A 24,287-nucleotide genomic window follows, 5' to 3' on the forward strand; every position below is an offset into this window, starting at 1 on the left:
ATATCTTGAGGGGAGTTCCAGAAAAGAGACTGTGTACATCCCACTACGGCAAGGATTAAATTTTCAGCCTTCCAAGATAGCTCCCGTGGTAGCCGGCGTAGTCCGCGACATCATGACAAAGGAGATAGTCACCATCAACGCCGACAGGAGCGCCCTTGAAGCGGCAAAACTGATGACGGAAAAGGGGATAAGCTCGGTTTTCATCGTCGACAGGGACGGAAACCCGGTGGGAATCGTGAGCGAGCGTGACTTTATCAAGAAAATCTGCGCCAAAGAGCTTGTCATATCGCAGGTCAAGGTAGGCGACATCATGTCAAAAATCCTGACTACCGCAGGGCCCGAGACGGCCATCGAAGTCGCGGTGCAGAGAATGGTAAACCACAAGATCCGAAGGCTCCCCATAATGGAGGGAAACAAGATCGTCGGCATCATCACGGTCACGGACCTTGCCAAGCACCTGCGCACCACGCTATTGCTGGAAGGCGCGCTGCGCGACACTGAAAGCATCGACGACGTCATTGCGACGATGGGCCACGACGAAAAGCACTAGCTAGCTAGTCAGCCTTTTGCGCCTTTATGGTGCAGTTGCTGACGACCGGGTTGAATATGCGCAGCTCCTCGCAGAGCTTTTGCACGGTCTTTTCAGCCTCTTTTTCCGAGCTGGCGCTCACCATCATTTTCAGCATCTTGGCAGACCTGACGCCCTTGACGTCGGAATAGCCGCCCTTGACCACCAGGTCGCGGTGGATGGTCTCGCCTTCCGGGTCGTTGATGTAGGGCTTGTTCTCTATGATGACTTGTACCAAGAATTTACCATTATTGCTGCTAGCTCGCGCCATGATCTGCCTGTAATGCCGGCGGTAATTTAAATACTCTCAAGCGCAGCGCGCCTGGACAAAAGCTTTATGAAATTTGGAGCCCTACTAGCTCAGGTGTAACACATATGGACATTTTTGACGGCATTGCAACAAAGCTCGACACGAGACAATTCAATTCCGAGGATGTTCCCTCTGGAATAAAGCAGAGCGTCCTTGAAGCTGCCCGGCTGACGGGGACTGGCATGAACACCCAGCACTGGCGGTTTATCCTGGTGGAAGGCAGGGACCGCCTTGCGACCCTTGCGGAGGACAGCACGAGTGGGCAATGGGTCGCAGGCGCCAATTTCGCGGTCATTGTCCTGACAAACCCGGACTACAAGTTCCACATGATAGACGCTGGAAGGGTGCTTCAGAACATGCAGCTAGCAGCATGGAACCACGGAGTCGCTTCGGGGATTTTCACGGGCGTAAAGGATGAGAAACTGCGCGAGGACTTTGGGATCCCAAAAGAGCTGAATGTTACGCTCGTCGTAGGCTTTGGATATCCTGCCAAGAGATTAGCGGGCAAGAAAAGCAGGGTGCCGCTGAACGAGCTTGTGTACTATGGAAGATATGGCAACGCCGCTGCCTGAATGGCAGCAGAGCAGATTATTACCAGAGGCAAAGCCGCAGCGAAACTATCAATTACGACTATGGCGGACAAACCAAACTAGGAGTATTTAAGCCAAGACTTTTTTCTTCATCATCTTCTGACGAAGCAACCGACCAGTCTTAAACAAACTGTCATGGGCGTCACTTGAGGGCGACAAGGAAGCGACGAAGAGATAGAAGCGTTTGGGTAAAACTTCAAAAGTAATGCAGAAGGAGACTAAATAGTCCGCAAATGCGTACTGCATTACTGCTGACCATTCTTGTTGCATGTGGTACAATGGTCTTAAATGCAGTTTCCGAAGAAGCCCATGCTTGCGAGGTATTATCACTTCCACCAATCGAACAAGCGACCGCGGATTCGTCAGCAATAATATTCTCTGGCAAAGTGGCAGAAGTTAGAACGATTGTCGTAAGCAGCGGCATGCAAGATATGCGCGCCGCGCTCTTTGAAGTTGATACATATTGGAAGAGCCAGAATAACTCTCCCAATTACAAAGAGCTTGTGGTGTTTACGGCAATAGATAGCGGCGCATGCGGCTACGATTTTGAAGTCGGAAAGAGCTACCTGGTCTACGCTTCAGCCCGGGATAATGGCTCCTTGCTTACCAGCATTGGAACGCGGACAATGCCTATTGAAAGCGCTCAAGATGACACGGCTGCCCTTGGACAAGGTATTTCTCCTACCGTGCAAGGGAGTTGGAAAGAGCAATTAGAGACGATGCCGATGCAGCCACAGCCCGGCAACACGGCAGTTGAGACAAATAATACGCTGCTAATGCTCATTGGTTCAGGTGCGGCAATAGCCGGTGCGGCTGCTTTCTTTTCCCTGAGAAGGCTAAAAGACAAGAAATAGCCTAATGCGCAAAAGCTAAAGCTATCGCCAGAAGTAGAACCACTAATCATCAGCGGTAGCAATGTGAAGCACCACGAGAAGAACTAGCAATGCTACGAGGAATACCTGGCCATGTAATTGAATATTGAACAGCCGCATTCTAGATGAGGTCAACCTCATCAGTACCCCGCTTGCCACCAGGACAGTCATGACCAATGCCAACGAAATGGAGATTCCGTCGGCTGCCCTTGATAGCATGATCCCGTGAGCCATTCCTGCACAATACCCTATCAGGTTCATTGCCATGTGGAAGTTCAGGGCAGGCTTGTACGCCATAGTAAGTGACCTTGTAATCCCGCCACCAGAACCGGCTATTGCTAGCATGGCCTTTCTTGACATTTTGTATGCGACAAGCGACCCGGTGCCAAGAGCGCCGGCTCCAACGGCAGCCCATCCAAGGGCCTTCACTGCTCCTCCTCCCCCTCTTCCTCCGCCTTGTTCACCTTCATCGGCCGCCCATGCTTCTTTAGGAAATCCTTCAGATGCAGTCGTCGTCATTACGGTGGCGGCAGCTGTGATTACTGCTACCACTGCAAGTATCATCGACAGTCGGAAATGATGAGGGTAACGCTTCTTCATCAAAGGATATCACCAGAAAAAAATTATGGCGAGCGGGAGGGGACAGACGATGATGGCGCCTTTTTGCGGCTGACGATGAATATCTTGTACGCGGTGTACCCAATCGTTCCAATAACGGCAGCTATCACTCCGTAAAGTATCAGCCCCAAAAGACCGCCACCTACAGATGCTCCTTCTTCAGAGTCTTCATTCTCCTCTTCACCCGCTCCGAACTCTTCTCCTCGTTCACCACCACTGCTACTGCCAATAATGCTGGCGCCGGCTAGTGCGCTTTCCCTCCCGGCTGCCGCTGCTCCTCTGCCATTGTCGCTCACGCCTTCTCTTTCACCTGCTTCTTCTTCTTTGTCTGCAAATGCAGGCACCAGGCCTCCTCCACCTCCTGGTACTAATGCTGTTGCCACCAGAAGCGCAGCCAGAACACCCGCTGCCAGAGATGCTTGTTTGTTCATGCTAATGCTACCATCTCCTCTCAAAGTAAGCACCACGCATCCCTACGCCTCCGCAAAAGCTGCCGTGAACCTCGACGACATCTGGTGAATCCGAAATTTCCTTCAGCATTTCGAGTGTCAGTTTCTGGTTGGTTACATAATGGGTGCCCTTGTCAAATATTGCAGGTGCCATTCCTGTTTTGGATATTATGTACTGCCTTGCAGCTTCAGCATCAATTCCCTCTTTTGTGAATACCTCAATGGTGTAAGATAGTGGCTCTTCTCCTTCTCCTCCTTCTCCGCTTGCGCGGGTTCTTTCCAGAATGTCATTGATCAGCGCAGGGTCTACTTTTGGTAGCACGTTCTTGTACGCATCGCGCACTTCACTGAATTTGCGCCTAACCTCGTCCACACCTCCTCTTCCTCCTTCAATCACAGTCTTCTTCATCAATGTTTGAGACATGGTATTGATATGCAGCCAGAACGATATTAAGCCCGAATTAACAGAGTTGCCAGACCCATTAACTTTGTTAAGTGTTAGAATATAAGCAGACTGTCAAGAAAAGTATCCTCATATGGGCGATGACAAGGCTGCTGCTGATTCTCCTTCATCTTCTTCACCACCACCATCATACTCTACCATACTGGCTACCAGGTATGGAGGGGAAGCCCTAAAGCTCTTACGCTCTGCCTCGCGTTCATTGAACTATGTCATCTATGTTGTCGCCGCGCTGGTCGTCTTTTCCCTCCTTGACCTGTTTGGTGTTCTATATCAATTCAGGCTGTATTCTGAGGTGCAGCACGACTACATAATATCAATAATAGCGCTTGTCCTTCTCGGCGTGCTCTTTCCGCTTGTTTGGCGAGTAATCAAGGCAAGGACTGCGCTTGATTCTTGGCAGGATATCTTTGAGCACGGGTCTCTTCGATGGGCGATAAGCATGGCAATGGCACGGCGTGACAAAGGCGAGGCTCTAAAGGCTGTAGCAGAGGCCGTACCAGAGCTTGAACCTCTAAGAGAGTACCTTGCAAGTGAAGGAACCTCAAAATTTACCGACGTGAGCGTTGCTGGAACCACCACCTTCGATTGTCTTGTAGATGAAAGCTTGGTGGAGACTGAAGAGCTGAAAAGGCTTTTGAAAGAATACGGTGCCATCGCAGTGGCCTTGACTGACGTGGCAGATGCATCTTACATTCAAGAATTTAGCAAGAGAATCAAGACGTATTCCAACAGCACGGGCCGCAAAGTAGCCATCGCAGTAGTCGTGGCCAGGGCGATAAAAGGCAGAGAAACCCATCGAGCCGCAGGTGATTCCATGCTGTTGCTGGTAGAAAAGGCCAATAATAGTGACTGAAGAAAGAAAGAGAGAATGTCAGGCAAGATAGTTTTTTTGCACGGGCGCGTTGCTCCAGAGATGCCAGCAATTTACTTTAGGGTGTGATACTACAAGGGTTAATGATTTTGGCTGACAGAAGGAGGTTTTCTGTAGAGTACACCATGTTCTCCATACTGGAGTACATGAATGCACTGCGCCAACCTGTCAGCAAGTACCACATCACCACCAAGGTTCCCGGCATAAGCTCTCAGCGGCCGGACAGGATCTCGCAGATCGTTGATATGCTTGAAAAGAACGGCTATGTCGAAGCTCTGCAGACTGCAAACGTCACCTATTATCAGATATCACAAAAAGGCAGAGATGCATATAACCGATGGATAAAAGAGTTCCTCGACTTTATGAGGTCGTTATAAACACTCCTCCAGAGCTGCATTTTGGAGGGGGTGAGGGGAGTAGATGAGTAGGCAGACAGAGGGGCTTTGGCAGAAGGCAGACTGTTGCATCATCCTTCCCCTGCTGTATTCACTGCGCGCGGCACCGACATTCCACAAGTATTTCTCTCGAATCGCAACCTATTCTTCATCAAATCGCTGTTCTTTTTCTAGCGTTATCGCTAAGGAAGGCACATTTGTGCTGCAAAAAGTCTGATACTATTAGAACACATTTCCTCTAGTTATGGGCCTAGCAGCTCCCACACGCACCCCGTGAAGCTTGTTCTATGTCTATGGGCGTAAAAGTGGACAGTTTAGTCGACCGGGAGCTCCACAAAGCTATTAATTATGTTCTGAAATTGCCCTAACGTGAATAGTAGCGGTGGTCACGTAGCTCAGCCTGGCAGAGCGGCTGACTTGTAATCAGCAGGTCGTGGGTCCAAATCCCACCGTGACCTTCTTACGTTTCCCTCCATATCGCCTTTGTCTTTGCCAGCATCACAAACCCGACCAGGTACGCTATCTGCACGGCAAAGCCGATGGCAGGCGACCAGTCGGCAGGGGTCGGCAGGCCCATGATCTCCTGGAACATTATCGACGCGTGCGTGGTCGGCACCACGTACGACAGGTAGCGCAGGCTGTCACCAGGCAGGTTCGTGACCGGATAGAATATCGGAGGCAGGACGGCAAGCACCACGTTTACAAACGATATCACCTGCGTCGCGTTGCGCATGTGGAGCATGTGCGACGACAAAAAGAACCCCATCGCGGACATCGAGCTCCACAGGAGCACTATTGTGGCTATCAAGAGCGGTATCGCGGCAAGGGGCGCGCCGAAATACACGACGAGCGCGGCAAGCACCGTCAGCGCCGGCAGGCCGAACAACAGTTCAGAAAGCGCAAGGCCCATCATGTACGTCAGGGGAGAGACCGGCGAGGCGACAAAGACGTCCTGTATCTTGTACTCGGTCTTGTAGAACGAGATGTCCTGCCCGAGCGCAAGACCATAGCCGACAAGGGCCATGACGAGGCTCCCGGCCACCGCATAGTGCGTGTACTGGCCGTTGCTGACCACAAACAGCACGAACAGGAGCGAGAACGGGCTTATTGCGGTAAACACAAGCGACATCGGGTTTCTCTGCAGCCACAGAATGCCTGTCGAGTACGCTATCAGGCACGCCTGCTTGACAGGGAGCATGCCGCTACTCATCCTCATCACCGTCATTCCTCTGCCTCCTTGCCGACAAGAAAGACAAAGACGTCGTCAAGCGTGACTGGCGAGACCGTGAACGGCAGGTTCCGGCGTATCGCAAGCTCGGACAGCTCCCTTACGGAAGATTCGTACGCAAACACGCGCAGCATGCCGGCGCCCGTGTCCACCACCGAGCCGTACGACTTCAGCGCGTCGCCGTCAAGGCCGTCCTTGGCGATGTCCACCCTCGTGTTGTGCGGTATGACCCTGCGCAGTTCCTGTATCGTGCCTTGCGCGATTATCGACCCGTTGTCCACGATCACGATATAGTCGGAAAGCATCTCTGCCTCGTCCATGTAGTGCGTCGTCAAGAGTATCGACCTGCCCTTTGCCTTCCAGTCCTTTATCGCCGACCAGACCTGCCTCCTCGACACGGGGTCAAGGCCTATCGTGGGCTCGTCGAGGAACAATAGTTGTGTATCAACGGCCATCGCCATTGCGACCAGTATCTTTTGCTTCATGCCGCCGGACAGGTTCATCGCCGGCCTGTCGCGGGCCTCCCAAAGCTCCAGCTTGCGCAAAAACTCCTCCGTCTTGTCCCTTGCCGACGCCTTGCTCTCGCCCCTTATCTGGAGCCAGTTGTAGACGTGGTCCCACGGCGTCAATGCGCGCAGCGGCCTGCCCTCCTGCGGCACGATGGATACCAGGTTTCGCACCTCCTTTGCCTGCCTCACCACGTCGTAGCCGAGCACCTTTATCGAGCCGGAGGTCGGCATGAGCTGCGTCGCGCACATCCTCACAAACGTGGTCTTGCCTGCGCCGTTTCTGCCAAGGAGCGTAAAGACCCTGCCAGACTCTACCTTCAGCGACACTTCAGAGAGCGCCGGGCGGCTGGAACCCTTGTACACCTTTGTTACGCGCTCGGCCTCTATTGCAAGCACAGCAATGGATGATACACGCTGCTCTAATGTAGAGCTTTTGAAATGAAACCAACCATAAATCCTTCAAAAATAGCGAATGCCGTTTGCAAAAAAAGCGGTTACGGCATTTTTTTGCCGCGGTTAGCAGGCATTTTGCAGGAAGAAATTGCGGCGAGCGCGTTTTACAACTTTTTTGACACAATCTTGTACATAACAAGTAGAGTTTTTGCCCCTAGAGCCGGGCAATAGACGGGTTATCGACGAGCCTTTTAAGCAAAGGCGCCAAATATACCCTGTCAGGACCAACTAACTGACGACAACAACAAAAACATCATCTGCCCTTCGTAGACCAGACCAATCCCCGGGATGCCCCTGTCAAGTTCTGGCAGGGCGCCTCCTGGCTTCGATATGCAAATAAGCCCCATTTTGCCAAGTAGTACCACATAATGAAAAGAGAGTTCATAGTGGCCCGCATTGAAGCTTCCCAGGACGGCAGCCCGTACGTCTATGTCACGTTCAACGACCCAAAGGACTACAAGCCCGACAGGCCCATGAGCCCCTTTGGCCAGAACACCATGGCGTTTTCTTCCATAGAGGAGATGATGAAAAACATGCCAAAGGTGATGGCAAGCATGCCCGGCATGTTCGGCGGCGGCCTTACCGACACCCCGGTCATCAAGGCGAGCATGAAGGAGTACCAGGACATGGGGATAAAGGTCGGCGACAAGGTCACAATCGAGATCCAGAAGGTAGAATCGACGGGCGTCTGAGCCCTTAATTTAAATACGCATTCAGCGGTATACCTGCTGTTTGGAACAGCAGCGAAAGGTGCGCGCAGAGGTAAAGCTGCCTCTTATACTCATACACACCCCGTTTGGCCTGGACTTCTTTGACAGGGTAGCCAGGGCTCCCGGCGCAAAGGCATGGGCCAGCATAAACACGTACTTGATGCCCGTCATAACCGTCCTTGCGATTTTCCTCATAGTAGGCTCGCTTGCGGTGCTCTTTTCAAACGCCGACGCAAGAACCAGCATCCGCGGGGTAGGACCGACGGCAAACCTGCTCATACCCGGCCTCAACCCGTACCTGCCCATAGTGGAGGGGTGGGTGGCGCTTGTGGTGACCATCATAATCCACGAGGCAGGCCACGGCATCATCGCCAGGGTCTACAACATCCGCGTGGACTCGACCGGGCTCGTGCTGTTCCTCGGGATACCGATAGGCGCATTTGTCAATATTGAAAGAGATGAGCTTGCCAAGGCGACCCTCAAGCAAAAGAGCGCGGTGCTGACGGCAGGCCCCCTCAACAACATGATACTTGCAGGCGTCTCGCTCCTTGCGCTTTTCCTGGTGATGTCGACGCTCACCCCGCTGCCGCCGGCTCCCGGCGAGCCCCAGTTCGGAGTGGCTGTCATCAGCGTCAACCCCGGCTCGCTTGCCCAGTCCATCGGGCTTCCGCAGGGCGCCGTCATACAGGAGGTGGCAGGCCAGGAGGTCAAGAAGAATGAAGATCTAGGTCCCCTCCTTCGCGCCAACCTTGGCCAGACCATCGACATTACATGGGTCGAGGGGTCCGGCGGCGACGGCAACACCGCTTCTTTTGCGACAGTGACAAAGTCAGTGACACTTCCCGACGCCGTAGAGCCCGGCAAGGGCACGCTTGGCATTACAGTGGCGACTATAGATACCACTGGCGCAGTCCTTGAAAGGTACAAGGGCGCATTCAGCTCCAACCCACTTGCCATACTCCTCCCGCCAACTATTCAGGAAGGAATCGTGCCATACTCTCAGCTGATGACTCCAAAGTACGAGTCGTCCATCGGCTCTGTGTGGTCGCCTCTGGCAAACATGCTGTTCTGGCTGTGGTTTGTCAACTTTAACGTCGGCATATTCAACGCGCTGCCGATAGGCCCGCTCGACGGAGGCCAGCTGTACAACTCGCTCATTGAAAAGAAGATCAAGTCGCAGATAATGGCCAAGAACGCCACCACGATGCTCACGATACTGATGGCGGTAATCGTGGCGGCGGCGATACTGCTCCCGTACGTGATATAGAGACGTACGGAGAAGCAGCTGCAGGGATTAACCCGGATATTGAGAGAACAATGTGGAATCCCTAACGAGGCAGGCAGCGATTCATGCAAAGGATGAGCTGGTTAGCCCGGTTGTAAAAGGTCTAGGCATAAGAATCCACAAGGTAACAATCCTGAATGAAAAGGATTGTATCAAGGTCAAGCAGAAAAGCTGGCTTGACAAAAAGGATTGGGTAGAAATTCACGACATTCTAAGAGTACAAGGGTTTAGTTTGCTTGCAAATGGAAAGGATAGCTGTTGGATAAGACATATTCAATAGCAGAGGAGACTACAAAAATCCAAAATTAACTGCTGATACGCTCCTCTTCATCGAACATATTTAGGAGAAACCTTGATCATCAGTTCACCGCAACAGGGGCATTTGAAAGCCATCCTGTCTCCCCAATAGCTAAAGACAGTCATGCAATTCGGACACTTGCACATCTTATCACGATATACAAGTTGTGGATCTCTTATTATTTGTGGCAAAAAGTCTTTCTTTGCAGTAGGAGCCCGAACGTCGCTAATGTAATCAGCGATCTCAAAGTCTCGTCGAGACGAAAGTGGGTGTGGAAAATAGTGATTTAGATAGGGGACGGCAAAATCAACTCCTTCCTCGTTAAAGACATAGACAGGTTTTTGTGGAATTGAGGCAGCGGCAACGCCAATCTCGAACGCAACCCAATTCCTGGTATGCATTATTGAAGCCACATTTTTTGTCAGGATTACAAAAAGCGCCTTTGATTTGGTTATCTCTTTCCTTATCCATTTCCAGTTGGGTTCTTTATTCCTGTGCCATCCCTCATATTCCATAGCCACTGCCTTAACACCAGTATCTTTGAAAGCGTTGTGAAAGAACTTCATGATCTCTGTATCTGAAGCACTATGAGAGATGAAAATGGTTTTTGCTGACATTTACTCTATGTCTAGAAAGAGTCCTGTCGAGATCAAGGGCGATTCCATCGTTTTTGCTGGCTGTCGAGAGTCGGGCGATTTTGTCGAAGGCAGGGCGATAAGTCAGATGTCAGAAGTTGAGGATAATGCTTTCTTGCGGCCAAGTATCAGGAAAAACCCGACCCAGCCGACCAACGTCAGAGCAAGGAACAAAATCCCGCCTGTTTCTGACGCATAAAAGTCATAATAGAAAGCCTCCAGGAAGCTCTTAGGAAATTCGGCTACTGCTTGGCCTAGACAGGCTATCAGAAACCCCTTGTAGAAGGGTTTGGTTTTGAAACGCGTGTAGACTACTAGCGGCGATAACGCACCAATCGTGCCAAAGAAACCGCCGAAGAAGCGCATGAGTCGGACATCGCTCTTAGAATTGAGGCAAATGGCGTCAATTCCTGTATTAGTGGGCGGTCCGACTTTTGCTGTACCGCCGTATGTCTCACAAATTACCTTGTGCCCTATCTCATGGAAATATCCAATTGGCAAGACCGTTATGGCAAATCCCAAGACTGCAAACATTGCGACTCGAATATCAAAACGCAAGTTATCTAGAAGACTTTTAGCTATCCTTTAACCATATTGAAGAATGCAGCCGGGCGGCTATTATTATGAGTTCATGCTGATAGCAACCTTTCTTGGTATAGGATTTGGCCTAGGGTATTCGTTCATTCATTTGCTGAGAAAGTATCGAAAAAGCTAAAAAGTAGCTTGTACTAATTTTATCTTGGACACCCAAAGGAAAAAAGGACTCGCCGATGACCCTACCAATGGGATATGGCGGTAGGTAGTGCCATCGGCCTTGTCTTTTGGGTGTCTGCTCTTTTGGAACAGACAGATTGTACGGCACTATCGGTGTTTAGACTAGTCGACGGCCAAGGAGGCCGACTCCTACGCCTATGGCGATAAACAATGCTCCAAGCCAGTAGACATTGCCAAAATTCCCTATGAATGTGGCTTTGTCTGCCAGTGTCGCTCCGAGCATCGTCATTGCTCCCGTTCCCGACAGTGTTGCTATAGCTTTTTTTATAGCCATGCGCGCGTCCTACCGTCAAGGCAGTATTTAAAGTTTAAATATCTTTACTTTGTCTTCACTTAGTTCCGCTCGAACAGGTCATCCCAATGGTCAACAACATCCTTGATTATCTTATCCCTATTATCGATCAGCGTTTGTTTTATTTTTGGGTCTTTCTCTTCCCTGATGCGCATATCCAACGCTTTTGGAAAATCGACTTCTATGACGATTCTGATTTTGCCATCTGACATCACAGCCTTTTTCTTTATCATTTTTGCTACGAGCTCGGCAATTTCTTCCAACAGCTTAGGGTCTATGTCCATCTTGGTAGGCAGCCACAAAGTAACAGAAGACCGTAAAGCTTGGCCGACCGCGTTTGCAAACGCTCCAAGATCCTTTTTCACGTAACCTCTAACAACTAATGCTGGTACTTGTGCAGCTAGCTTCTCTTCTAACGTGTATTTCTTTCCAAGCGACATCAATAGTACATTGATTGCTTCGAGATGACGCTTGCGCGCATCATCGACAGGGCGAATATTTGGAACAAGCTCAACGAACTGTTTTCCTGCTTCTGTTGTCTCGTAAAATCCTTGATCCGTCTTGGCTATCAGTTCTTTACCTTGCAAATCGTTGAGGTGCACCATCAACGTTGGCTCTGTTTTACCAGTTATTTTCACAAGTTCGCTCCAGGACTTTGGGATTACGCATGACTCTAGGATAGTCGCCTTAGTTTCCCCGATTTTTTGCGACATCTGCCAAATACACTTCCTCATCCTACTTATACCGTACTAAGTATAAGAACTTTGCTTTGTCTTAGCAAAGTTTATTAAGATACTTAGTATATACTAAGTTGCATGGAACCCACTGCCCACCAACCCGATGCACGCGAAATGAAAGGTCTTGCTATGGCAAAGGATGTCAGCCAGAAAAAGTCCGATGTTGCCATACAGCTTCTAAATGAAATGACCTACAAGGTGAGGTCGCAGTCAGACATCAGCAAATGGTACATGGTCGTTCGGACAGAGGGCGCATGGACGTGCGACTGTCCAGATTCTACCTATCGCCATGTAACCTGCAAGCACATTCATGCGGTACTGTTCTCGAAGGCATTTAGAAAGAAGGTGTATGAGGATACGCTATTCCAGACACCGGTAAACCAGCACATCATCAACGAATCAAACGAGCTTGGCAAGATTGTTTGCCAACGCTGCGCAAGCGGCAACTACGTAAAATGCTCGGTTCGCCACACGAAAAAAGCGGGCGACATTCAACGTTATCAGTGCAAAGATTGTGGATACAGATTCATTGTCAACCCAGCATTTGAACATGCAAAAGTAACTGCTAGGATAATATCGGCGGCAATCGACCTCTATTTCAAGGGTGTTTCGCTCAGGAAAATAGAGGATCATGTTTTGCAGTCTTTCAACGTCAAGGTGGACCATTCGAGCGTAGCAAATTGGATTCGCCGCTTTAACAAGGTAGTCCAGCCTTACGTGGATTCATTCGTGCCCGTGCAGGTTGGCGGCGTTTACCATGTTGATGAAATGCTAGTACATGTAAGAAAGGAGCATAACGACGCTACTATGAACCTGAATAACAAAGAAAACCATACCTTTAGGAAATTCGACAACCACTATAGCTGGCTATGGAACTTGATGGATTCAAGTACTAGATTTTGGATATGCTCCAAGATTACCCAAAAGCGTACGGGCGATGTGGCTCGCTCTGTCTTTAAGGAAATGAAGCAACGCGCCCCGCTGCCACGGGCGATAGTGCATGATGGCCTGCGCTCGTACGATGAAGCATACACCCGCGAGTTGTACACGAGGGAAAAGCCACAAATCCAGAATGTGAGAAGCGTCGGCTCTAACGAAAAGGGCTTGAACCCTAAAGTCGAGCGCCTTAACGGAACGGTAAGAGACCGCGAAAGCGTAATGCGCGGCATGGACACGGCGGAAAGCGCGCAGGAGCTCATGGACGCAATGCAGATTCATTACAATTTCATTCGAGGCAATCAGGCCATAGGGGGTCAGACACCGGCTGAAGCAGCAGGCATTAACCTCAACCTGAAAGAAAACAAGACGGAATCTTTGATGAGGCAGGCGGCGATTCATGCAAAGGATGAGCTAGTTAGCCCGGTCGTCAAAGGACTTGGCATACGCATTCACAAGGTAACAATCCTGAATGAAAAGGACTGCTTAAAGGTCAAGCAGAAGGGATGGCTTGACAAAAAGGACTGGGTAGAGATTCATGATATACTACGTGTACAAGGTTTCAACTGGTTAGCGAACGGCAAAGATAGCTGTTGGCTCAAATTGATTGTTTGATGAAAAAGGTTATTGGGATGCCAGATTTTACCAATTCGATGAATCTTGGTAAAATCTTCGATGAGATTTCCAAGAAGATGGTTGTCGATATAAATGAAACAAGAAAAGCGATTGACAAGCACCCGGGTTTGAGAGGAGAGTCTTTCGAGGAAGTAGTCCGTGAATTCCTTGAAAAATATCTACCAAAAGCCTTTGCAATCTCAAAGGGATTCATAGTTGATTCCGATGGCAAACAGTCGAAGCAATTAGATGTAATAATTTCAGATGCGATGAATAGTCCTATCTTTTATCAAAAGGGCGAAAACCGGGTATTGCCTGTTGAGTGTGTTTTTGCAGTAATAGAAGTCAAAGCACGATTAGATTCTGTCGAGCTTGACAAGGCAGTTGATAATATGCTAAGCGTACGTAATTTAACCAAGAAAGCCTTTCGTACGGTGCCATCGTATCAGCCCCTCTTTCGTTCCATAGGTTTGTATGGAAAGGAAGATTGGATAGGCTACCCAATCAATTACTTCGTTTTTGCTTTTGATTCCATCGATTTGAAGCATCTAACAAAATTATTAGACAGGAAACATAAGGCGCATAAATTGCCCGAATGGTCACGAATAGATGGGATATATGTGTTAGGAAAAGGTATGGTGACCAATTATATCGAATATGAGTATGATGACAACCGTATACCTCCATTGCACATAATCAGGACTTTGCCAGAGCCAAAATCAAAGGTCACATCAATAAAATCGCGGCGATCATTACTCCTGTTTTATCAGGATCTCATGGACTGTCTTTCAATGGCAGAAGTGAAAAACTTCATTTTGCCTGACTATACTTACCGACTACGCTTCTGAAGGAATCAATAGGTAAATTTTCGGTAAACCATAACTCATCGCCCTACCTTCGACAAAATCGCCCGACTCTCGACAGCGAGGAAAATCGAAGGAATCGCCCTTGATCTCGACAGGACTGGAGAGCAGTATGCTTTTATATCTGCAAGTGGGAGTTACGCTTGACTTATAGCTGGCTTGTGCCGAGGCATTTTCTACAGCACAATACTTGGCATAGCCGGACGAAAAATGAGGCAAGAACTTGGAAAAAAACGAAATAGAAGGATTTGAAGAAGAAAGGCAGACTCAGACCCAGCGCAGGCCCCGGCCGGAGCAGATGCAGAGGCGGCCCGCGCAAGATGTAGCTGCCGCCCACGTGACCAAGGTCACGACGGAAAGCGAGGACGCTGTCGCAAAGATAATACTGCAGTCGATACCGGCTGACTCGCAGGTAACAAACGTCAGGTTCGAGGGCCCCAACATTGCGCTGTACACGAAAAACCCCAAGTTTGCGCTCACCGAGTTGACCTACTACCTTTCTTCGCTTTCAAAGACCCTGAAAAAGAGGTTCATAATACGCACGGACCCGTCGGTGCGCCTGCCAGAAGACGCCACGCGGCAGGCAGTGGTGAAGCTCCTGCCAAAGGACGTGCAGGTGTCGGCGGTGTTTTGCGACGACGCTACGGGCGAAGTGGTCCTTGAGGTAAGCAAGCCGGAGGCAATCGACCCGGCCATGATAGTAGAGATAGCCAAGTCCACGGGCTGGATTGCCCACACGAGGCGCTCGCCCCACATACCGTCTACCAGCATCAACACCATACATTCGACGCTCAAAAGTTCTGCAAAAGAACGCTCGGACTTTCTCCAAAAGCTCGGAAGGAGGCTGTTCCGGGGCTCACTAGTGGTCGGCAACGTGCCGGAGAACGGCGGCAACGGCAGGAGCGAGCAGGCGTCCGACGTCGTCTTGCCTCCAAGGCCCCAGTGGTCGCAGAACCGCGAAGAAGTGATGCTGTTCTGCCTCGGCGGGGTCAAGCAGGTGGGGCGCTCGTGCTTTATCGTAGTCACGCCGGAAAGCAAGGTCATGCTTGACTGCGGCATAAACCCCGGCGAGATGTCCGGCCTTGACGCATACCCGCGAATCGACTGGCTCAACTTTAACCTTGACGAGCTTGACGCAGTAGTCATCAGCCACGCCCACATCGACCACCAGGGGTTCCTGCCGGCGCTCTTCAAGTACGGCTACCGCGGGCCGGTGTACTGCACCGAGCCGACGCTGCCGCTCATGACGCTCCTGCAGATGGACTCGGTCAAGATCGCAAACTCTAACGGCACGTACCTGCCGTACGAGGCAAGGGACGTCCACGAAGTCATAAAGCACACGATAACGCTCCCGTACGGCAAGCCGACAGACATTTCTCCAGACATCACGGTCACTTTGAACAACGCCGGCCACATCATGGGCAGCGCGACGGTGCACCTGAACATCTCTGGCGCGCACAACATACTCTACTCCGGCGACTACAAGTTTGCACGGACGCAGTTGCTTGACAGCGCGGTGGCGACGTACCCGAGGGTCGAGACATTGATCACGGAAAGCACGTACGGCAACTCGTCTGACATCATGCCCGACCAGGCATTCGTGTACAGGACGTTTTCAGAGTCGATAAACAAGGTGCTGTCGGAGGGAGGCAAGGTCCTCATACCGGTGCCGGCAGTCGGCAGGGCGCAGGAGATAATGCTGGTGATGGCAAAGGAGATGAGCGAAGGCAGGCTCGTCGAGTCGCCAATATACATCGAGGGCATGATATCCGAGGCAAGCGCGATACACATGTCGTACGCGCACTACCTTGGAGCAGACGTGCGCAGGTCTGTCTCGCAGGGCATAAACCCGTTCACGTCCGAATACTTCACGGTCATCAGCGGGGGCAAGCGCGAAGAGGCCATAAACGACCAGAACCCGGCGATAATCATGGCGACGTCCGGCATGCTCGAAGGCGGCCCGTCCGTCGAATATTTCAAGGAGCTTGCGCCAAGCCCCAAGAACAAGATAATCTTTGTCTCGTACCAGATAAACGGCACGCTTGGCCGGCGCGTCCTTGACGGCAACGTCTCTGAGGTCAGCATGATGGACAAGTCCGGGAAGGTCAAGGTCGTTCCAGTCAGGTGCCAGACGCAGAAAATCGACGGCTTTTCCGGCCACAGCGACTTTAACCAGATAATGAACTTTGTAGCCAAGATCAAGCCAAAGCGCGTTCTTGTGAACCACGGCGAGAGGACCAAGTCAGAAAACGTCGCAAGCGCGATATATTCGCGGCTAAAGATACGTTCCGGCGTCCCGGACAACCGCGAGATTGTCCGCCTGCGGTAAAAAATCCTCCACAGCGTTTTTTACCCCGTATATCCAATAGTGTGTGCGGGTAGAGACTCTGATGGCTATTAGGTACAGGTGCGTCAACTGCAACATTGTTTTGTCAGGCGAGGGGGCCTCCAGGCACTACCTTGCAAACCCGACGCACAAGCTCGAAAAACTGCCGCCACCGCCAAAGCCGGTGAAAAGCCCCACTAGGTAACATATTATTACTGCACGTCAGCCTCTGGAAATATCATAGAACGACTCGTCGGCGAGCTTTTATAACATGACTTGCCTCGTAATTCATTGACTGCAGCAGCAAGGCGTACGGAAGAAGAAAAAGAAGAGTTTTCCAGCGACGCGGTCGGGCAGGGATTTGATCCCAAAGAGGCCGCCGAGGCGGTAAAGGGAGTGGCAAAAAAGGTACGGGACACTTCTCAGACAGTCAGGAAAACCGCAAGCACTTTCCGCGAGAGCGGCGCGGTGGATGAGATGGCAGAGGCTGCTCGCGACGCGGCGTTTGCAGCGCGCGACACGACGCGCAGCATCAGAGACACCACAGAGGACATCCGGAAGAGCGGCGTTATTGAAGACACCGCCGGCGCCGTAGAGCAGACGGCATCGGCGGCATTTGAGACAGCCGAGATGGCCAGCCACGCGCCAAAGCGGTTTGCAAAGTCGGCTCCGAAAACAACGAGGGCGGCAAGACGGCGCGCCAAGGAAATCAAAAGGCAAGGCAGGGCGGCGGCGCGCCGTACAAAAAAGATAACCCGAAAAGAAGGCGCAAAGGTAGACCGGAATATCCGCAAGGCAGGGCGGCGCGTCAAGTCGATATCAAAGGGCTTGAGGGCAAAAGCAAACGTCGCAAAAAGAAAGGGCAAGAACAGGAGAAAGTAAGCGAGTTACACCCGTGTGTGTGCGCGCGGCCAGAACCTGCAACGGGACTGCCAAGCCCCCCACACATACATACCTACCTACCGTGCGATAGAATACAATAAACAGTTATTGTTATTCCCGGATGCTTTCCAGCGTCGACACTACCTGCCACAGCATGGTGCGTATGTGCGACTGCATCTGCGGGCTCTGGGTTGCGCTGTCAAGCAGGCTTATGGCGTTTGCCGCACGGACTGACACGCTTCCTGATTTTTCATCCTTGAGCGCCATCAGGACTTCCTTTATCATGTTGCGGATGCTCTTTTGCACGTCGTTGTTTTTTGTAATCGTGTCAAGCGTCTCAACGGCGCGCGCAAGGCGCTCTTGGTTTTCTTTTTCCTTCTGTTCTTTCTTTGATGATGATGAAGATGTCATATCCCGTTCCCACCAGTCGACGAGCGTTCAATAGCCTTGCGGTTGCTTTTGAATGTTTTTATCGTGTCTCAGTATTCAAGGGCTGCCGCCTGCTCGGCCTGCCTTGCAAGCTCCTCGACGTGCCTTGTGCCCTTGTCGGTCAGCGAAAACACCTGCGCGTCGCCGTCATCGATCCCGTCGGGCAGGCTTGACCTGACGTAGCCCTTGGACATCAGGTCCTTGAGCGCCGCATGCAGGAGCATCTCAAAGTATCCCTTGTTGATGTTGTAGTCGTACTCGTGCTCGGCCTTTTGCGGGATGAGCCACATCCTTATCTGGCCAAGCGACGCGCCTTCAGAGCCCCGCGTCAGGTTTGACAGTATTGCTCTGGCGGCAGGCTCGATTTCCATGCCAGCATGTACGCGGCAATCTCATAAATGGCTTTTGCCGCACACGCATTTTTATACCGCAGGCGTGCTCTAGCACGCGTGGCGCAGGCAGCAGAAAAGCTACGGTGCAACATCTGTGACGTGACGGTCGACACGGCAGGGGCAAAGGAGCACTCTGCAAGCAGGGATCACGCGCTGAAAAAGCAAAAGCTGGAAGGCGACCTGAAGGAGATGAGGGCGTCTGGAAAATACGGCCACGACAGTTCCGTTGTCGTGCAGTGGGCCGCAAGCATACAATAATGATGATTATTTTACAATAAGGACCGAGCACCTGGCCCGGTGCAGGACTTTGTGCGACGTGCTACCAAGCACCATCTCCTTCAGCTTGCTGTGCCCCCTGCTGCCCATCGCTATCAGGTCAAAGCCGCCTTTTTCGCAAAATGCTACGATGCCTGCGGCAGGGTCGCCTTCCATGATCGCAGTGCCGATCTTGAACCCGAGCCCTTCTGCGATGGCCTTGCATTCGTCAAGCATCCTTGCAGACTCGCTCCGGTATTTTGCCATCGCGTCGTTGAGCACCTTCTGGGATTCTACGTACACGGTCGGCGGTTTTTCAATGACGTGGAAGGCAGTCACGCTCGCACCGGTCCCCTTGGCAATAGACACGGCCTGCTCGAGGGCTTTTTTTGAATATGTCGAGCCGTCAACCGGCACCAGGATCTTTGAAGGCACTATTTTTCATTTGGCGGCGCGCTATTTTACTCTAGTGGAGGGTCAGGTCCTGCGGGAGCATGAACTGGATGACGAGGCTGACGACGTACAGGACTGCAAGTATGATGCCGATCTTTAGGCCGATCTCTTTTTTGAACATCATGGCGACAGCCGCGAGGGTCATCACTGTTACAAGAATCATCTGGTATTCCAGGAGCGGATTTGCGTCGATGTGGGCAAAGAACCCGCCGTGGTACATGGCTCCAAACACCGCCACTGCAAGCAGGAGCGTGTTGTTCAGTATCTTTGACCCAAGCACGTTTGCGACGGCTATCGAAGCGCCTGCCGCGCCCTTTCTTGCAAGCAGTATCATTGAAATCTTTTCGGGCATCTCGCCTGCTATGGGGCTGATGATGACTGCAAGCACGATGACTGACACCCCGCTGTCGAGGGAGAACCCCTGGAGCGAGTCTATGAACGGCTCTGCGCCGACGAATATGCCTGCGGTGCCGGCGGCAAACGCAAGGGCGGCCTTTGTCATCTGCCTGCCGCTCACGGCGTGCGTCTCTACCGCGACCACCTCGTGGCCCCCTGCAGACGCGTTCCCGTTCTTGACCTTCCTTTTCTCGGCCTTCATCTCCCAGAGCGCCATCACGAGGTATGCGGCAAACATGCCGGCAAAGATGAATCCGTCGATATAGTCATAGCCGTCGAGAAAGAGCGCCGCGCTCACCACCGCAGTCGCAAGCAGGAATATCTTGTCCAGCTTGAACGTCGACACGTCTATGCCCTTGAGCGGCGCCTTTGACAGGCGCGTGGTTGCGACGATTAGCATGATTGCAAGGCCAAGCGTCATCATGAGCAGGTTGCTGCCAAGGCCGGCGCCGATTGCCGTGCCGTACGAGCCGGCCGCGGCCGCATAGACCACGATGGCTATCTCGGGGAGAGTGGTTGCGACGCTCAAGAGGGTGCGCCCGACAAACTTGGCCCCGTACCTCATGGAGAGGTGCTCTGCGCCGTACGACAGGACCCAGCTGGCAAGCGTGAGCTCGCCCAGCCACAGCAGCATCATGAGAAGGTTATTCTCTTCGGCCAACGAACAGTTTTCCTAATGAAAGACGCAATATAAATTACAGAGCGGTTTTCGCCGTTGCAAAGGTAAAGACGTACGGCGTGTCGTGCGCCTGCTCGGCGGTCCAGTGCGTCGGAAGGGTCACGACCTCGGCTACTTCCAGCCCATAGTCGCCTATCACCTTGCCCCACCCCCATTTTGAAAGGTCCCTTGCGTACTTGCGAAGCGAGTGGCTTCCCATGAACGCAAATCCCGCCGCCTGTTTGAGCTCCGGCACGGCAAGTATCCTTGCAATCGCGCTGTTTGCAAGCATCTCGCCCATCTCTGGGAGGCCGGAGATAAAGAACACCGGCCGGACGAGGCCGAGCGAATGGTAGTCAAATTTCGTCGCGTCGGCGCCCCTTGCGCAGAATTCCACGCCAGTCGCGGAGGCGATCTGCTCCTGCAGCATCACGAGGTTTTCATCTATCTCTATCCCGTGAGCCCCAAGCCCGGCAATCTTGGCACAGTAGGCGATCCTGCCGTCGCCGGAGCCAATGTCCACCACCTGCCCAAAGCCAAGCCTCCTTGAGGCAAGGGCAAGCGCGTACGCCGACAGTATCCACGTCGGGTAGAACGGCTGGTAGCCCGAGTCGTGCTTGATGCTTCCAAGCCAGTACTCGTTGATGTCGCCCTCGTACACCCTGCACGGGACGCCGAGGAATTGCGAGTCGTGCCACTTGTAGTATATCGGGTTGTTTCGTGCAAAATCATGAAGGGCGGCAAGCGCGCCTTGCTCAATAGGCAAGAATCCCGAGGTCTCAAGCGGTATCGCCTCGTGCATGGGGCTTGTGCCCTTGAAGTTCCTGGCAAAATCGGCCTTGAGCCTCACTATGCCTTCTGCAAGCGCGTCGTTGTTTGCCATCATGATCAGTACACAGACTCCGCGCTGGGCCGCAGGCCGCGCTTGAAGCTCCTGTGGCCGCATTCTCTGCACCTGTAGAGCCGCCGGCGCTTGTAGGTGTATATCGCGTCCGGCTCCTCGATGACCTCGTGTGCCGTGCGGTTCATGCACCGGTCGCAAAAGCGACGCTCTTCCTGCTGCACGCACACAGTTGCGCCCTGCTGTAATTTTAATACATACGCATGTAGGTGCGTGCGTGTGCGTGCTAACGGCACATATACAAGATTTTATGCCAAAAAATAGAGACCTGGAAACGAAATAAAAAGGAAAGAGAAAGAAAGAGAGAGTGATGGGTTGTTGCTACTTTACCTCTTCCTTGGCCTTGTTGATACCGGCCTTGGCGGCGTCGCCGGCCTTTTGTCCCGTTTCTGCAGCCTTTTCTGTCGCCTCTTTTCCCATGTCAGCGGCCTTGTCCATTCCCTTGTTGACCGCCTCCGCGGCCTTGTCCGCACCCTCTTTGATCTTTTTCTCTGTCTCTTTCTTGGCATCCTCGATAAAACTCATCACACAATATGCGGATGCGCATTATTTTAGAAAGCAGCCCACGAACAATCCAAGACGAGGTTAGTATGTGAGAATTTCCGCGAGAGATTTGCCGTTTATCGCCATTACGAATCGTTGCCGAGCTATCCAGATTTTTACTGATATCTTTCATATAGCATACGGGTGGGGTGGGTGTCCCATGACCAGAAACAAGCCGGCGATGTCATGAACAATTGCTGCGCAGGTCTTGTACCCCGTCCATAGATCATGCGGCAAATCGGAATTTCGCGGCAGCTCTATATTGAAATTTTAATATGGGCATTTGGAAAAAACAAGGAAAAGAAGAATAAGATGGCGACGGTATACACGGAGCTTTTCCAGAAGGAATGCGAGAACAGGTTTGGAATAACCCGCGACCTTGTACGCGACGCCATTTTGCACCCGGACAAGGAGCAGCGCCTCGCGTCGCAGGGGCTGACCCTGATCCTGTACAGCAAAAAGATCCCCGGCTCTGAAGACTACCTCGTCGTCAGCACGCACGTGCAGGGCCAGGACCTCATGGTCGACCTTGCCTTCCGGCTGAAAAAAGGTCTGGTCGATGAGGCGAAAACCACGCTCCCCTTCCCGCTCTTGCAGGCCCTTGCGCTCCAGTTCGGCCTGCCAGTCAAGATAGGAGACAGGGAGGGCAAGTTTGTCTACAACGAGATAATACCGACGACAAGCCGCGACATCAAAAAAGTGCTCCGCATAAGCAACCCCGACGGCAGGCCGCTCGTCTCGTCCATGTGGGTGCGGATGCTACAGAACAACATGGGCTTTCTTGCCCAGTGCGCGCTCGTCTTTTGCATCGACTCGCAGGCCTATACCTCGTGGCTTGAAGAGAAGAAGCAACAATAGAGAAAACAGGTAAGATAATTACAACACTGCGCTAACTGTACAGGTTATGTACGAGTTGCAGGTAATACCAGAATAAATCCTAAAACCAAAGTTATTCGAAGACGACACGGTAAAAACTGCTTTGGTCGAATCCAGCAATTCAAAGGAAGAGAGAAAACGCAAGAGAAGAGCCGCATGGGCCTACATAGTCGGGCTGTTTGCAGTCGTCTTTATGTGGCGGTCGATCTGGGATTGGTCGGAGATGTACTTCTCGTCTATGGGAAGTTTTATCGTGGGCCTGGCCCTGGTAGGCATCGTCGCAGTGTTGCAGAGAGACCACGTCAAGGACCTGTTCTGACAGGTTTTTCATACACACACAAGCGCCAAAGAGAGAGAGTCTTGTTATCAGAAGGTTTGAAAAAAATAATGACAGCGTGGCTTGATAACTCTGGAAATCCCGACCCCGGCTCAATAGGCCTTCCGTACGGAGAATTCACGGCCACGACAGCAGCCGCCGGCAAGAGCTCTTTTGCCTGCCCAAGCTGCGAATGAAGTACCTTTTTATACTACCATTGACGAATGCATTGCGTGCGTGAAGCCGAGCTACTGCAGATGCACTGGGACATTGTCAAGCTTCTGTCGCTTGGCGTCGACGAAAAGTTCCTTCAGGAATCCAATATCACGCCCGAGCAGGCAAGAGACCTAGTAAAGGGGCTCCTGTATCTCCGCGAAAGGTATGCCGACAGAATAATCAACCAATAGTAGTCAATTTTTAATTTTCAAGAAAAAAGTAAGAAAAGAAAGAGATCTTACTTGCGCATTTTTTGCGCAAGCAGTTCCGGCACTTCTCCGGGGCGCTTTGCCACAGGCACGCCTGCCTTGGCGTAGTTTGACACCTTGGAGTCGGCAGAGCCATAATTCCCGTAGACGATTGCGCCTGCGTGGCCCATCCTCTTTTCCTTCGGCGCGGCCCTTCCTGCAATGTATGCCACGACCGGCTTGGAAAATGACGTCTTGATAATATACTCGGCAAGCTGCTCCTCTGCGTCCCCGCCTATCTCGCCGACCACCACCACAGAGTCAACGTCCTGCCTGTCGCGTATCAGATCAAACGCCTCTATCAGGTTGGTGCCGTTGATTGGATCGCCCCCGATGCCAAGCGCAAGCCTCTGCCCAAAGCCCCTGTTTGTCAGGTTGAAGGAGCACTCGTACATCAGCGTGCCGCTCCTTGAAAACACGACGGTGTTGCCCGCCTTGAACGGCTGCGCAGGCATGATGCCCACCTTCATCACCTCCGGCACGATGACGCCGGGGGTGTTCGGGCCCACCATCCTTGCGCCCTTGCTCCGGGCGTATTCGAGAACCTTTATCGAGTCGCGCACCGGGACGTGTTCGGGTATTGCGACGAGCAGCTTCACGCCTGCGTCAAGCGCCTCAATGGCGGCTCCAAGGAAGAACTGCGCCGGGACGAAGATGCCGGAGATCTTGGCGCCCGTTGCCTTGACCGCGTCGGCCATGTTGCTGTAGATGGGTATGCCCTCAAACGTCTGGCCGCCCTTGCCCGGAGTGACGCCTGCCGCCACGTTGGTGCCGTACGCCTTCATGAGGCGCGTGTGCGTTGAGCCGTAGCTTCCAGTAATCCCTTGGATCACGACCGGCTTTTTGCCATAGTCGCTGTCGCCCTTTTCGCCGACGAGTATGTCAAAGATGTTGAATTTCTTCTTATTTTCTTCCATGACTGTCA

The 24,287-nt window shown here is 52.0% G+C and carries 36 protein-coding genes and 1 tRNA gene; 19 read left to right on the top strand and 18 right to left on the bottom strand.

Annotation, left to right across the window (positions count from 1 at the left end):
- The first annotated feature begins 85 nt into the window (after positions 1-85).
- Positions 86-550 carry a CBS domain-containing protein gene (locus NVIE_RS03105; protein WP_084790596.1) on the top strand — a complete coding sequence of 155 codons (465 nt, stop codon included), beginning with the start codon at positions 86-88 and terminating at the stop codon, positions 548-550.
- Between the two features lie 4 nt (positions 551-554).
- On the opposite strand, the gene purS is transcribed toward NVIE_RS03105, so the two are convergent.
- Positions 555-839 (bottom strand): phosphoribosylformylglycinamidine synthase subunit PurS, encoded by a 285-nt coding sequence (purS, locus tag NVIE_RS03110; protein WP_075053977.1) that lies wholly within the window; start codon positions 837-839, stop codon positions 555-557.
- A gap of 104 nt (positions 840-943) precedes the next feature.
- On the opposite strand from purS, the gene NVIE_RS03115 reads away from it, so the two are divergent.
- Together NVIE_RS03115 and NVIE_RS03125 are read left to right on the top strand one after the other, a co-directional pair.
- Positions 944-1,450, top strand: coding sequence for a nitroreductase family protein (locus NVIE_RS03115; protein ID WP_075053978.1), 507 nt, complete (start codon positions 944-946; stop codon positions 1,448-1,450).
- A gap of 251 nt (positions 1,451-1,701) precedes the next feature.
- Positions 1,702-2,322, top strand: coding sequence for a hypothetical protein (locus tag NVIE_RS03125; protein ID WP_144239448.1), 621 nt, complete (start codon positions 1,702-1,704; stop codon positions 2,320-2,322).
- Between the two features lie 42 nt (positions 2,323-2,364).
- Here NVIE_RS03125 and NVIE_RS15185 read toward each other — a convergent pair whose 3' ends face one another.
- The 3 genes from NVIE_RS15185 to NVIE_RS03140 are packed head-to-tail and all read right to left on the bottom strand — an operon-like array spanning position 2,365 to position 3,816.
- Positions 2,365-2,940 (bottom strand): hypothetical protein, encoded by a 576-nt coding sequence (locus NVIE_RS15185; protein ID WP_075053981.1) that lies wholly within the window; start codon positions 2,938-2,940, stop codon positions 2,365-2,367.
- Positions 2,941-2,963: 23 nt separating this feature from the next.
- Positions 2,964-3,389, bottom strand: coding sequence for a hypothetical protein (locus NVIE_RS03135; RefSeq protein WP_144239450.1), 426 nt, complete (start codon positions 3,387-3,389; stop codon positions 2,964-2,966).
- A gap of 7 nt (positions 3,390-3,396) precedes the next feature.
- On the bottom strand, positions 3,397-3,816 hold the full coding sequence (locus NVIE_RS03140) for a hypothetical protein (protein WP_158435062.1): 420 nt from the start codon (positions 3,814-3,816) through the stop codon (positions 3,397-3,399).
- A gap of 127 nt (positions 3,817-3,943) precedes the next feature.
- On the opposite strand from NVIE_RS03140, the gene NVIE_RS03145 reads away from it, so the two are divergent.
- The 3 genes from NVIE_RS03145 (at position 3,944) to NVIE_RS03155 (ending at position 5,594) form a co-directional block, all read left to right on the top strand.
- Positions 3,944-4,723, top strand: coding sequence for a hypothetical protein (locus NVIE_RS03145; protein ID WP_144239452.1), 780 nt, complete (start codon positions 3,944-3,946; stop codon positions 4,721-4,723).
- 107 nt (positions 4,724-4,830) lie between these two features.
- Positions 4,831-5,118 carry a hypothetical protein gene (locus tag NVIE_RS03150; protein WP_144239453.1) on the top strand — a complete coding sequence of 96 codons (288 nt, stop codon included), beginning with the start codon at positions 4,831-4,833 and terminating at the stop codon, positions 5,116-5,118.
- 402 nt (positions 5,119-5,520) lie between these two features.
- Positions 5,521-5,594: transfer RNA gene (locus NVIE_RS03155), tRNA-Thr, on the top strand.
- Positions 5,595-5,596: 2 nt separating this feature from the next.
- Here the strand turns inward: NVIE_RS03155 and NVIE_RS03160 are convergent.
- Positions 5,597-6,352 carry an ABC transporter permease gene (locus tag NVIE_RS03160; RefSeq protein WP_227717456.1) on the bottom strand — a complete coding sequence of 252 codons (756 nt, stop codon included), beginning with the start codon at positions 6,350-6,352 and terminating at the stop codon, positions 5,597-5,599.
- 5 nt (positions 6,353-6,357) lie between these two features.
- Complete coding sequence (locus NVIE_RS03165; protein WP_075053987.1) at positions 6,358-7,269, bottom strand: ABC transporter ATP-binding protein; 912 nt, start codon at positions 7,267-7,269, stop codon at positions 6,358-6,360.
- A 425-nt stretch (positions 7,270-7,694) separates the two neighbouring features.
- Here NVIE_RS03165 and NVIE_RS03170 point away from each other — a divergent pair, with 425 nt between their 5' ends.
- Genes NVIE_RS03170 through NVIE_RS03180 form a run of 3 tightly spaced genes read left to right on the top strand, consistent with a single transcriptional unit; the run spans position 7,695 to position 9,601 of the window.
- The gene (locus NVIE_RS03170) at positions 7,695-8,018 is read left to right on the top strand and encodes a hypothetical protein (RefSeq protein ID WP_075053988.1); all 324 of its coding nucleotides are present in this window, start codon (positions 7,695-7,697) and stop codon (positions 8,016-8,018) included.
- Between the two features lie 40 nt (positions 8,019-8,058).
- Positions 8,059-9,303, top strand: a complete 1,245-nt coding sequence (locus NVIE_RS03175) for a site-2 protease family protein (protein WP_075053989.1) — start codon at positions 8,059-8,061, stop codon at positions 9,301-9,303.
- 52 nt (positions 9,304-9,355) lie between these two features.
- Positions 9,356-9,601, top strand: coding sequence for a hypothetical protein (locus tag NVIE_RS03180; RefSeq protein WP_075053990.1), 246 nt, complete (start codon positions 9,356-9,358; stop codon positions 9,599-9,601).
- Positions 9,602-9,648: 47 nt separating this feature from the next.
- Here the strand turns inward: NVIE_RS03180 and NVIE_RS03185 are convergent, their stop codons facing one another.
- From NVIE_RS03185 to NVIE_RS03195, 4 genes are all read right to left on the bottom strand, one after another.
- Entirely contained in the window at positions 9,649-10,236 is a 588-nt protein-coding gene (locus NVIE_RS03185) for a TIR domain-containing protein (RefSeq protein ID WP_075053991.1), read from the bottom strand.
- Positions 10,237-10,338: 102 nt separating this feature from the next.
- A complete protein-coding gene (locus tag NVIE_RS03190; RefSeq protein ID WP_075053992.1) occupies positions 10,339-10,812 on the bottom strand; it encodes a hypothetical protein in 474 nt (157 codons plus the stop codon).
- 313 nt (positions 10,813-11,125) lie between these two features.
- Complete coding sequence (locus NVIE_RS15190; RefSeq protein WP_158435064.1) at positions 11,126-11,302, bottom strand: hypothetical protein; 177 nt, start codon at positions 11,300-11,302, stop codon at positions 11,126-11,128.
- Positions 11,303-11,361: 59 nt separating this feature from the next.
- Positions 11,362-11,958, bottom strand: coding sequence for a hypothetical protein (locus NVIE_RS03195; protein ID WP_158435065.1), 597 nt, complete (start codon positions 11,956-11,958; stop codon positions 11,362-11,364).
- Positions 11,959-12,135: 177 nt separating this feature from the next.
- On the opposite strand from NVIE_RS03195, the gene NVIE_RS03200 reads away from it, so the two are divergent.
- From NVIE_RS03200 to NVIE_RS03215, 5 genes are all read left to right on the top strand, one after another.
- Complete coding sequence (locus NVIE_RS03200) at positions 12,136-13,608, top strand: DDE-type integrase/transposase/recombinase (RefSeq protein WP_075053994.1); 1,473 nt, start codon at positions 12,136-12,138, stop codon at positions 13,606-13,608.
- Positions 13,608-14,456 carry a DUF6602 domain-containing protein gene (locus tag NVIE_RS03205; RefSeq protein WP_075053995.1) on the top strand — a complete coding sequence of 283 codons (849 nt, stop codon included), beginning with the start codon at positions 13,608-13,610 and terminating at the stop codon, positions 14,454-14,456. Before NVIE_RS03200 ends, NVIE_RS03205 begins: the two co-directional genes overlap by 1 nt.
- A gap of 238 nt (positions 14,457-14,694) precedes the next feature.
- On the top strand, positions 14,695-16,800 hold the full coding sequence (locus tag NVIE_RS03210) for a beta-CASP ribonuclease aCPSF1 (RefSeq protein WP_227717457.1): 2,106 nt from the start codon (positions 14,695-14,697) through the stop codon (positions 16,798-16,800).
- Between the two features lie 61 nt (positions 16,801-16,861).
- Positions 16,862-17,002: a hypothetical protein gene (locus NVIE_RS15195; protein ID WP_158385317.1), complete on the top strand. Its 141-nt coding sequence runs from the start codon at positions 16,862-16,864 to the stop codon at positions 17,000-17,002.
- Positions 17,003-17,088: 86 nt separating this feature from the next.
- Positions 17,089-17,679, top strand: coding sequence for a hypothetical protein (locus NVIE_RS03215; RefSeq protein WP_075053996.1), 591 nt, complete (start codon positions 17,089-17,091; stop codon positions 17,677-17,679).
- 111 nt (positions 17,680-17,790) lie between these two features.
- Here NVIE_RS03215 and NVIE_RS03220 read toward each other — a convergent pair whose 3' ends face one another.
- Together NVIE_RS03220 and NVIE_RS03225 are read right to left on the bottom strand one after the other, a co-directional pair.
- On the bottom strand, positions 17,791-18,090 hold the full coding sequence (locus tag NVIE_RS03220) for a UPF0147 family protein (protein ID WP_075053997.1): 300 nt from the start codon (positions 18,088-18,090) through the stop codon (positions 17,791-17,793).
- 68 nt (positions 18,091-18,158) lie between these two features.
- Positions 18,159-18,479 carry a hypothetical protein gene (locus tag NVIE_RS03225; protein ID WP_075053998.1) on the bottom strand — a complete coding sequence of 107 codons (321 nt, stop codon included), beginning with the start codon at positions 18,477-18,479 and terminating at the stop codon, positions 18,159-18,161.
- A gap of 78 nt (positions 18,480-18,557) precedes the next feature.
- Here NVIE_RS03225 and NVIE_RS03230 point away from each other — a divergent pair, with 78 nt between their 5' ends.
- Positions 18,558-18,758 (top strand): hypothetical protein, encoded by a 201-nt coding sequence (locus NVIE_RS03230; RefSeq protein ID WP_075053999.1) that lies wholly within the window; start codon positions 18,558-18,560, stop codon positions 18,756-18,758.
- A 6-nt stretch (positions 18,759-18,764) separates the two neighbouring features.
- Here NVIE_RS03230 and NVIE_RS03235 read toward each other — a convergent pair whose 3' ends face one another.
- The 5 genes from NVIE_RS03235 to NVIE_RS03250 form a co-directional block, all read right to left on the bottom strand.
- The gene (locus NVIE_RS03235; protein WP_075054000.1) at positions 18,765-19,190 is read right to left on the bottom strand and encodes a universal stress protein; all 426 of its coding nucleotides are present in this window, start codon (positions 19,188-19,190) and stop codon (positions 18,765-18,767) included.
- Positions 19,191-19,221: 31 nt separating this feature from the next.
- A complete protein-coding gene (locus tag NVIE_RS03240; RefSeq protein WP_144239457.1) occupies positions 19,222-20,265 on the bottom strand; it encodes a sodium:calcium antiporter in 1,044 nt (347 codons plus the stop codon).
- A 34-nt stretch (positions 20,266-20,299) separates the two neighbouring features.
- Entirely contained in the window at positions 20,300-21,148 is an 849-nt protein-coding gene (locus NVIE_RS03245; RefSeq protein ID WP_227717458.1) for a class I SAM-dependent methyltransferase, read from the bottom strand.
- Between the two features lie 2 nt (positions 21,149-21,150).
- Complete coding sequence (locus tag NVIE_RS14735) at positions 21,151-21,399, bottom strand: hypothetical protein (RefSeq protein ID WP_144239458.1); 249 nt, start codon at positions 21,397-21,399, stop codon at positions 21,151-21,153.
- A gap of 85 nt (positions 21,400-21,484) precedes the next feature.
- Positions 21,485-21,688 carry a hypothetical protein gene (locus NVIE_RS03250; protein WP_075054002.1) on the bottom strand — a complete coding sequence of 68 codons (204 nt, stop codon included), beginning with the start codon at positions 21,686-21,688 and terminating at the stop codon, positions 21,485-21,487.
- A 330-nt stretch (positions 21,689-22,018) separates the two neighbouring features.
- Between NVIE_RS03250 and NVIE_RS03255 the strand changes: the two genes are divergently transcribed.
- The 4 genes from NVIE_RS03255 (at position 22,019) to NVIE_RS15205 (ending at position 23,305) form a co-directional block, all read left to right on the top strand.
- Positions 22,019-22,564: a hypothetical protein gene (locus NVIE_RS03255; RefSeq protein WP_144239459.1), complete on the top strand. Its 546-nt coding sequence runs from the start codon at positions 22,019-22,021 to the stop codon at positions 22,562-22,564.
- Between the two features lie 121 nt (positions 22,565-22,685).
- Positions 22,686-22,901: a hypothetical protein gene (locus NVIE_RS03260; RefSeq protein WP_075054004.1), complete on the top strand. Its 216-nt coding sequence runs from the start codon at positions 22,686-22,688 to the stop codon at positions 22,899-22,901.
- 68 nt (positions 22,902-22,969) lie between these two features.
- Positions 22,970-23,095: a hypothetical protein gene (locus NVIE_RS16040; protein WP_258914158.1), complete on the top strand. Its 126-nt coding sequence runs from the start codon at positions 22,970-22,972 to the stop codon at positions 23,093-23,095.
- Between the two features lie 36 nt (positions 23,096-23,131).
- On the top strand, positions 23,132-23,305 hold the full coding sequence (locus tag NVIE_RS15205; RefSeq protein ID WP_158435067.1) for a hypothetical protein: 174 nt from the start codon (positions 23,132-23,134) through the stop codon (positions 23,303-23,305).
- A gap of 47 nt (positions 23,306-23,352) precedes the next feature.
- Here NVIE_RS15205 and sucD read toward each other — a convergent pair whose 3' ends face one another.
- Positions 23,353-24,279 carry a succinate--CoA ligase subunit alpha gene (sucD, locus tag NVIE_RS03265; RefSeq protein ID WP_075055968.1) on the bottom strand — a complete coding sequence of 309 codons (927 nt, stop codon included), beginning with the start codon at positions 24,277-24,279 and terminating at the stop codon, positions 23,353-23,355.
- Positions 24,280-24,287: the final 8 nt, after the last annotated feature.

It is taken from the genome of Nitrososphaera viennensis EN76, from assembly GCF_000698785.1.
GTDB classification, from domain to species: domain Archaea; phylum Thermoproteota; class Nitrososphaeria; order Nitrososphaerales; family Nitrososphaeraceae; genus Nitrososphaera; species Nitrososphaera viennensis.